Origin of the sequence: Mesorhizobium sp. M7A.F.Ca.CA.002.09.1.1 (genome assembly GCF_003998555.1) — a bacterium.
In the GTDB taxonomy this organism is placed as follows: domain Bacteria; phylum Pseudomonadota; class Alphaproteobacteria; order Rhizobiales; family Rhizobiaceae; genus Mesorhizobium; species Mesorhizobium ciceri.
The window spans coordinates 1-806 of the sequence record NZ_RZRR01001412.1; the positions used below are offsets into that span (position 1 = coordinate 1).

2 pseudogenes are annotated in these 806 nt (G+C 61.5%); both read right to left on the minus strand.

From position 1 onward, the window contains the following. Positions 1-538: pseudogene (locus EN994_RS33615) on the minus strand (carbohydrate ABC transporter permease); the annotation flags it as partial. A gap of 81 nt (positions 539-619) precedes the next feature. Continuing rightward, positions 620-806, minus strand: a pseudogene (locus EN994_RS33620) (sugar ABC transporter substrate-binding protein); the annotation flags it as partial.

Below are 806 nucleotides of genomic sequence, written 5' to 3' on the forward strand. Positions count from 1 at the left end.
CCTCGATCTCGCGCGGCATGTCGTCGAAGAAGGTCTTCATCAGCCAGAAGGCGAACGGCAAGGTGACGATGCCGTAGATCAGCGCCAACCCCCACCAGCTATCGGTGAAGTTGAGGAAAGCCCACATGATCATCACCGGGATCATGACCGCCATCGGCGGAAAGATCCTGAGTTGGATCAGCGCCAGCGGCAGGTTCTGGCCGGAGCCGAAACGCGACAGCCCATAAGCCGCGGCAGTGCCCGCCGACATGGCGATCACCGTGCCGAAAACCGCCGACAGCAGCGATGCGAGGATCGGCTTCAGCGCGGTACGGTCGAGCGCGACGATCAAATTGTTGGTCGACTCGCCGAAGACGAAACGAAAATTGCTGAGCGTCGGGTTCTTCGGCCACCAGGTCAGGTCGGCGCCGGTCGCCGACCATTCGGCGATCGGCTTGAACGCCATCGATACCATCCACAGGATCGGCACCAGCGTCACCGCCATGGCCGCGAAGATCGCGGCATAGCGGAATATCAGGAAAGGAACGGAACGCTTCATCTGGCGGCTTTGCTGGTGGCGCTGTGGGCGGAGGGGAAAAGCAGGCTCCTCCCCTCCTTCGATGTGATCCAGGGAGATGGATCAGACGATCGGGTCGAGAACTGTCGGCCAGGCCTCCTTGTTGGTCTTGATGGCTTCGAGCAGTTTGTCCTCGCCGGTGCGCCGCACGATCTTCTTCCACTCCGCCTCGGTATCGGCCATCGCCTGCTCGGATGTCTTGGCCTTGGTCAGCGCCGCCATGAGGTTCTCGTCGAGCGCATTGTGGAAG